Source organism: Microcystis sp. Msp_OC_L_20101000_S702 (genome assembly GCF_007095705.1).
GTDB lineage: Bacteria > Cyanobacteriota > Cyanobacteriia > Cyanobacteriales > Microcystaceae > Microcystis > Microcystis ichthyoblabe_A.
On record NZ_SFBO01000228.1, the window covers coordinates 24197 to 30726 of the forward strand.

9 protein-coding genes and 1 pseudogene are annotated in these 6530 nt (G+C 45.1%); 4 read left to right on the forward strand and 6 right to left on the reverse strand.

Features of this window, described 5'->3' with window-relative positions:
• Window positions 1-189: 189 nt before the first annotated feature.
• Window positions 190-597: a hypothetical protein gene (locus tag EWV60_RS22685; protein WP_287234986.1), complete on the reverse strand. Its 408-nt coding sequence runs from the start codon at window positions 595-597 to the stop codon at window positions 190-192.
• A 44-nt stretch (window positions 598-641) separates the two neighbouring features.
• Between EWV60_RS22685 and EWV60_RS22690 the strand changes: the two genes are divergently transcribed.
• From EWV60_RS22690 to folE, 3 genes are all read left to right on the forward strand, one after another.
• Window positions 642-1547: a hypothetical protein gene (locus EWV60_RS22690; protein WP_287234988.1), complete on the forward strand. Its 906-nt coding sequence runs from the start codon at window positions 642-644 to the stop codon at window positions 1545-1547.
• A 336-nt stretch (window positions 1548-1883) separates the two neighbouring features.
• Window positions 1884-2612 (forward strand): SDR family oxidoreductase, encoded by a 729-nt coding sequence (locus EWV60_RS22695; RefSeq protein ID WP_287234990.1) that lies wholly within the window; start codon window positions 1884-1886, stop codon window positions 2610-2612.
• Window positions 2613-2661: 49 nt separating this feature from the next.
• Window positions 2662-3360, forward strand: coding sequence for a GTP cyclohydrolase I FolE (folE, locus tag EWV60_RS22700; protein ID WP_002751379.1), 699 nt, complete (start codon window positions 2662-2664; stop codon window positions 3358-3360).
• A 63-nt stretch (window positions 3361-3423) separates the two neighbouring features.
• Here the strand turns inward: folE and EWV60_RS22705 are convergent, their stop codons facing one another.
• Window positions 3424-4062, reverse strand: a complete 639-nt coding sequence (locus tag EWV60_RS22705) for a phosphoribosylanthranilate isomerase (protein WP_287234991.1) — start codon at window positions 4060-4062, stop codon at window positions 3424-3426.
• Window positions 4063-4182: 120 nt separating this feature from the next.
• On the opposite strand from EWV60_RS22705, the gene psaK reads away from it, so the two are divergent.
• The gene (gene psaK, locus EWV60_RS22710) at window positions 4183-4449 is read left to right on the forward strand and encodes a photosystem I reaction center subunit PsaK (protein WP_002736399.1); all 267 of its coding nucleotides are present in this window, start codon (window positions 4183-4185) and stop codon (window positions 4447-4449) included.
• Window positions 4450-4790: 341 nt separating this feature from the next.
• On the opposite strand, the gene EWV60_RS22715 is transcribed toward psaK, so the two are convergent.
• The 4 genes and pseudogenes from EWV60_RS22715 to EWV60_RS22730 all read right to left on the reverse strand — a co-directional run.
• A complete protein-coding gene (locus EWV60_RS22715; RefSeq protein ID WP_271935460.1) occupies window positions 4791-5069 on the reverse strand; it encodes a type II toxin-antitoxin system RelE family toxin in 279 nt (92 codons plus the stop codon).
• Window positions 5050-5277: a hypothetical protein gene (locus EWV60_RS22720; RefSeq protein WP_104395689.1), complete on the reverse strand. Its 228-nt coding sequence runs from the start codon at window positions 5275-5277 to the stop codon at window positions 5050-5052. The genes EWV60_RS22715 and EWV60_RS22720 overlap by 20 nt, the downstream gene beginning before the upstream one ends.
• Window positions 5278-5557: 280 nt before the next feature.
• Window positions 5558-6085, reverse strand: a complete 528-nt coding sequence (locus EWV60_RS22725) for a DUF3011 domain-containing protein (protein ID WP_287234995.1) — start codon at window positions 6083-6085, stop codon at window positions 5558-5560.
• Window positions 6086-6230: 145 nt separating this feature from the next.
• Window positions 6231-6530, reverse strand: a pseudogene (locus tag EWV60_RS22730) (photosystem II D2 protein (photosystem q(a) protein)); the annotation flags it as partial.

Sequence of the window (6530 nt, forward strand, 5' to 3'; positions counted from 1 at the left end):
AATTTTCCCTTTGAGGATTGTCATTGCTAAGGTAGATCCCCCCGCCTATCGGCACCCCCCTTATCAAGGGTAGATCCCCCCGCCTATCGGCACCCCCCTTATCAAGGGGGGCAGGGGGGATCGAACCCAAAATCTATCTTCAATTTGATTATAACCAGCTACTTAGCAAAATCCCCGGGCTTTTTCCGCTTATCTCACTAAATAGCTGCGCCATTGGGAGGCAACTTCTTCGAGTAAACGCCAAGTTTTCCCCTCGATCTGTCTTTGTAAATAAAGATCAAAATTGTTGTGTTGTTTGGTATCTTTTTGATGGGGCAATTGTAGAGTTAGATCGTAATCTCCCTGCAAGTGATAAGCGGGCAAATTACCCACATAAATCGGTTCCAGACTGGTGACATTAATTTTAGCAATTTTTACCGACGGCTCATCGATCTGTAAAGATTGACTAAGGCGATCGGATGTGTGACGAAATTGTAATAAAAGGGCTTTGGTGACGATTTCTCCAGGGGGGGCAAATTCTTGGGGGGGAGTGACACTACCACAAGCAGTTAGGAAGACAAGGAAAATACTGGTTAAAAAACCGAGAAAACGACGCATAGAATGATATTTTGAAAAAGAATGGCAGCGAGTTAAGAAAGATTATGACTCAACCAAATGAGCGAGAGAATTTCAGCCAAGCAGAAACGGTGATCCGACTACAAGAGGCGATCGAGCAGTTAAATTCGATCGTTTCCCAACTTAACACGGGAACGGGGATAGTGTTACCCCCAAAAGTTGCTATTGATAATCTTCTTAACTCAACGCAACAGTTAGCCGCTGCTTTAAAACCAGACGAATTCGCCGGAGTTGAGCAAAGTTTAACCCCAGATTCTCCCATCGAAGCAGCCGAGGGAATCGACGATATTTTACCAGATTTCGAGCAGGTGGAAGGTTGGTGGACGGCAATTTTGAACAAAATTCGCCGACTTTTACCGGCAGGAATTAGCGAAAAAATTCCCGATTGGTTAATCACCGGCTTGTTAACAGGAAGTTTAGTCACTATCCTCTTAGTAGCCGTGATCAGTTTACCGAAAAATCCGGCGGAAATTGCCGAAAATATGCCCGAAGTTGTCTCTAGTCCCCCACCGGCAGCCGGGGAAATTATCGAAACTCCCCCAGAATTAACCGCACCAGAGGCACCGATTCCCGTCCCGATTATTAAAGCAAAACCACGATTAACTCCCGAACAAAGTTTAGTCGCAGCTATTCAAGAGGAAATTACCGATTTAACTACTCGTTATCCCGTCGGGATTATTTCTACTATAGAAGCGGACTTTTTGGCTAGTCGTCTAGTAGTTATTTTGGGCGATAATTGGTATAGTCTCGAGGCATCACAACAGGATAAATTGGCTAATTCGGTTTTTCAACGTTGCCAAAGTCTCGATTTTCGCCGCTTGGAAATGAAGGATAATGAAGGAATTCTCCTCGCTAGAAGTCCCGTTGTCGGCGATCGAGTGGTGATTGTCAATCGCACTCAACCCACCGCTGCCATCTCCTCCGGTGAGTAGTTTTCAGCGCGGGGGGAGGGAGTTTCAAGGCAGCCTCAACAATTCTTGCCAACCAGTCCGCTTTTTTCCCTCGCTGGTTAGATATCTAAATATACACAAAGATTAGTGATCCCTGACTTAACAGTGCTATAATTGGCTAGGTAAAATTTTGTAACGATTCTTAATCTTGAACCTACCCGATAGTCAATGCTTCCCCCCGCCCGGGTGGGCCGCAGCAATTTTGGTACGAGAAAAATTGCTCCGATCTAACCCAACTCCCTTAAACCTTTCTAGGGTCCCCCTAACCGCCAAAATTTTGCCCTAACTACCAAGAATTAAGAGATTTCAAACTATACCATGAACTCTGTTATTCGTCAACAGCGAGCGCTGATCACCGGAGCCAGTAGCGGCATCGGCAAAGAAACCGCCCTCGCTTTCGCCAAGGCGGGAATTAATCTGGTTTTAATCGGTCGCGATCAGCAAAAATTGGCAACCGTGGCGGCAATGGCGGCAGATTTAGGCGTATCAGCCCAAGCTTACCCCTTAGATTTGGCAGATATCCCGGAAGTAGCTACTAGGATCGCTAAAATCGCCCAAGAATCCGGACCGATCGATATCCTGATCAATAATGCTGGCATGGGTTACACAAATCCCTTAGCTGACACACCTTTGTCAGACTGGCAGCGGGTGATCGACCTGAATTTAACCAGTGTTTACCAGTGTGTGCAGGGGATTTTACCTGCTATGCGTCAACAGGGAGGAGGCACGATCATTAACGTTTCCTCGATCGCCGCCGATAATTTTTTTCCTGATTGGGGGGCCTATAGTGTCAGCAAAGCTGGATTAGTGGCATTTTCTCGCATTTTAGCGATCGAGGAGCGGGCCAACGCCATTCGTGTCACGATTATCACCCCCGGGGCTGTCAATACTCCCATCTGGGACAGCGATAGCGTCAAAGCAGATTTCGATCGCTCGGCCATGTTAACCCCGGATATCATCGCTCAGGCCATTCTGCAAGCGGTGTTACTGCCCAAACAGGCCGTAGTGGAAACGATGACCATTATGCCCAGTGCGGGGGCATTATAACCCGAAATACTTCTATTTATCAATCAATTCGCCTACAGGCATCCTCATTATGACCATAGCTTCTTCTAACGGTTTAAACGGTAATCTAACCGACGCTATCCAAGCACGCGTGACCACTCGCCCCGATCGCAACACCCACAATGGCAAAACCGCCCAAATTCATCCGACTTGCGACGAAAACAAAGAACAGATGATGGATGCGGTCAGAAATATCCTGATCTCGGTGGGGGAAGATCCCGAAAGAGAAGGTTTATTAAAAACCCCCAAACGGGTGGCCGAAGCGATGCAGTTTCTCACCCAGGGCTATCAACAATCCCTAGAAACCCTCGTTAATGGTGCGATTTTCGATGAAGGTCATAATGAGATGGTATTAGTGCGCGATATTGACTTCTTTAGTCTCTGTGAACATCATATGTTACCCTTCATGGGTCGGGCCCACGTTGCCTATATTCCTAACCAAAAGGTGGTCGGATTAAGTAAATTGGCCCGCATTGTGGAAATGTATTCCCGTCGTTTACAGGTCCAAGAGCGCCTCACCCGTCAGATTGCCGAAGCGATTCAAGAAATTCTCGACCCCCAAGGGGTTGCGGTAGTCATGGAAGCAACCCATATGTGCATGGTGATGCGCGGGGTGCAGAAACCGGGATCTTGGACTGTCACCAGTGCCATGTTAGGAGTCTTCCAAGACGAGCAGAAAACCCGCGAGGAGTATCTTAACCTGATCCGTCATAAACCTAATTTCTTCTAGTCAGGGCAATGGGGAAATGGGGGAATTCAACTAAAACCCCAACACCCAAAACCTTCTAACTGATCACTGATCACTGATTTTTTGCAGTCGCTCTAGCAAGAGGGCGACTTTTTTGAGATCTTTATCACCAGGCGATCGCTCAACGCCGCTAGACACATCAATACCCTGGGGGTGCAGCCTGGTTAAAGCTTCACCAATATTATCGGGGTTGAGTCCTCCGGCGAGAAACCAGGGCAAGGGGGGCGAAAAACTGGCTAAGGCTTGCCAGTCTAAGGTATGTCCCGTACCGCCGAGTAATTGGGGATGGTAGGCATCTAAAAGTAAAGTATCGACGCTATTGAAGTAAATTGCCGACTTTTCCCAACTTTCTCTGTCTTTGATCCGCAAAGCCTTGATAATTTCCCGGTCGGGTAATAATTGCCGCAGCCTTTGGCAATATTCGGGAGATTCTATACCATGTAACTGCACGCTTGTCAAGGGGGTTTTAAAAATTATTTGCTGAATAATTTCCGGTTGCTCGTCGGCAAAAACCCCGATAAAATCAATTTTGTCGGGTATAGCGGCGATAATAGCGTTAATTTGCTCGATTTTGACGTAACGAGGCGAACTTGGTACGAGGATAAAACCTAAGGCCGTAGCTCCTAAATTAGCGATCGCTTGTCCTTGGTCTGGTTGGGTAATGCCGCAAATTTTAATTCGCATTTAATCTTATTCACAAAACGTTACAAAAACTGTTAAGTATTCAAACAAAAAGCAGTTTCGGGTCAAGAGCTTTTTATAATTCCCTGTGATTAACAAAATCTTATCAAGACTGGAGTGCCAATGATCCCTTCCACCTTACTTTTAGCCACTGCTCAAACCATTCCCTGGAATTTATCCGTCGGGATTACCATGACCTTAGCTAACCTAGTAGCCTTCGTTATCGGTTATTTTGCCATCCAAAATACCGGGGCCGGCCCTGCTTTACCCTTACCGCAGTTAGCCTCGAAAAAAAGCTTCGGTCTGCCAGAATTATTGGCTACCATGAGTTTTGGCCATATTCTCGGTGCGGGACTGGTTCTCGGTCTTTCTAATGCGGGTATTCTCTAATCAGTAATCAGTGACCAGTAAACCTCAGAGAGAGGAGTAAGGAGCCAGTAGTCAGTAGTCAGGAGAACTAGGCATAAAGAGATTTTAGGTAACTTCATCCCTATTTTTCCCATTTTTGAACTCTCAAAAGTTAATTATGCCAGAAGTCTAGTAATCGTCCAGAGCGGGTGATTATTCTGGCTGCTGGCGAGAAAATTAAGAAAGCAGTGGCCCCAGTCGAAGCTGGATACTTTGCTGACGAAGAAGAAGCAGTATTTGCTAAATTAACTCATGAAAGTTAGATAGCTACGGAAAGAAGTATCGAAAATAATTGGTAAATCCGAACGTTGCCAATCGCTTAATTAATCGTAAATATTGCCTCTAAAGTTAATCTCATAAATAAAGATTTCGTCTGTCTCCTTGCCGATTTCAAAAATAACTCGCATTTTGCCAACACGAATTCTGGAGAATCCTTTCAACTCACCTTTGAGTTTTTTGATATCAAGTTCTTCAGGGGGATAAACGTTTTGAGTTTCAAGGCAGGTTTTGAGAATACTAATTTTAGTCAAAACAGATTTTCGGCTATTGGCATCTAGTTTCTCCAAAAATTTATTGGCTGATCTACTGATCCTGATCTTCACGATTAAACCAGTCTGTAATATCAACGAAGCCGTCGTCTTTGTAATCAACAGGATTAAAGTTTGCTTCTATGTCAGCTTGTTCTATATCATCAACATAGGGAATCAGCATCTCGAAGAATTTAAACCATTCTTCCCGCATAACTTCGCGGACGCTTTCCTTGATGATAGTTTTGAGCATTAGAGCATCTAAGGTGTTTGCCAGCTCCATATATTTTCCTCCAATCTACTTGAATTCTAGCAGCAGATCAAGAAAACGGGTTTCTTACAGCAGTTATCTTAAGGATTTTAGTTTTCTCAAGCCACTGTTCGAGGCAAGTCAAGAGATTGGGAGAGATTCAGGTAATCTAAAAATAGGCGGTTAAAGTGGGTCTTAGCTTACCTGATAACGTTCTTAAAATCTATCTTCAGTAAAAGTTACTCATTTTAGCTATCTAGCTATATAAATGAGTAACTTCAAAAGGTTTTAGATAGGTTTTTGGTTTCTATATTTAACCCCGATCCTCACAAACAAAGTCCACTACTCGATCGATTTCCCGGGATGAGCGGATGCGACGACTACCGCTGCCGAGTTCGCCGCCACGACAATTAACCCACCAACGTTCGCGACTGCCATTAACGATCGCATCAAATTCTCTAATTCTGCCACTATCATAATAACTGCGGCGATCGACGACAAAACGACCGATATTGGGGAGGCGAAATTCTTTGTAAAGATTATCTTCCCAACCGCCACCAGAATTACCGTGATGGTTGTCGGTGCGTACCTCAAACTCGCCCCGACAACCATTTCTCACCACAATATTGCCGTTTTCGAAATCCCAATTACCCTCACAGGGAGCAGCGGAGCGAGTGCGGATTAATCTGACTTGGGCCCATCTAGCGTTCACAGGACAGCGAGTAGTGCGACCGCTTTGACTTTCACAATTAATTCTCATGGTTCTGGCCGCTGCTGGCTCGCTCCCTAGGGGATAAATTAGCAACAAACCGAGACTAGATAATAAAATTTGGCGAAACATTGTTTTTATCTCCAAGAAATTCTCTAGTTTATCTTACAGGGGTATCAAGAAAATGAGTAGTAGTGCTTGAAGTGCCTTAATCAACAAAAAAGAAGGGTGATTTAACTTCACCCTTCCCCCTATTCGGTAAATTTTCTTGCCATCTTTAGAGAGCGTTACCGCGAGGTAATACTTCTTCAGGGAAGATAAAGTTTTCGTGGGGTTGGTCTTGGGGAGCCATCCAAGCTCTCAGACCTTCGTTAAGCAGAATATTTTTAGTGTAGAAGGTTTCAAATTCTGGGTCTTCCGCCGCTCTCAATTCCTGAGAAACGAAGTCATAGGCCCGGAGATTAAGCGCTAATCCCACTACACCCACAGCACTCATCCATAAACCAGTCACGGGGACAAAGAGCATGAAGAAGTGTAACCAACGTTTGTTGGAGAAAGCGATGCCGAAGATTTGCGA

Excerpts from the sequence above, each read along its gene's own strand:
- EWV60_RS22725 (WP_287234995.1), bottom strand. The coding sequence starts at position 6,085 with ATGTTTCGCCAAATTTTATTATCTAGTCTCGGTTTGTTGCTAATTTAT.
- psaK (WP_002736399.1), top strand. The coding sequence starts at position 4,183 with ATGATCCCTTCCACCTTACTTTTAGCCACTGCTCAAACCATTCCCTGG.
- EWV60_RS22705 (WP_287234991.1), bottom strand. The coding sequence starts at position 4,062 with ATGCGAATTAAAATTTGCGGCATTACCCAACCAGACCAAGGACAAGCG.
- EWV60_RS22695 (WP_287234990.1), top strand. The coding sequence starts at position 1,884 with ATGAACTCTGTTATTCGTCAACAGCGAGCGCTGATCACCGGAGCCAGT.
- EWV60_RS22720 (WP_104395689.1), bottom strand. The coding sequence starts at position 5,277 with ATGGAGCTGGCAAACACCTTAGATGCTCTAATGCTCAAAACTATCATC.
- EWV60_RS22685 (WP_287234986.1), bottom strand. The coding sequence starts at position 597 with ATGCGTCGTTTTCTCGGTTTTTTAACCAGTATTTTCCTTGTCTTCCTA.
- folE (WP_002751379.1), top strand. The coding sequence starts at position 2,662 with ATGACCATAGCTTCTTCTAACGGTTTAAACGGTAATCTAACCGACGCT.
- EWV60_RS22690 (WP_287234988.1), top strand. The coding sequence starts at position 642 with ATGACTCAACCAAATGAGCGAGAGAATTTCAGCCAAGCAGAAACGGTG.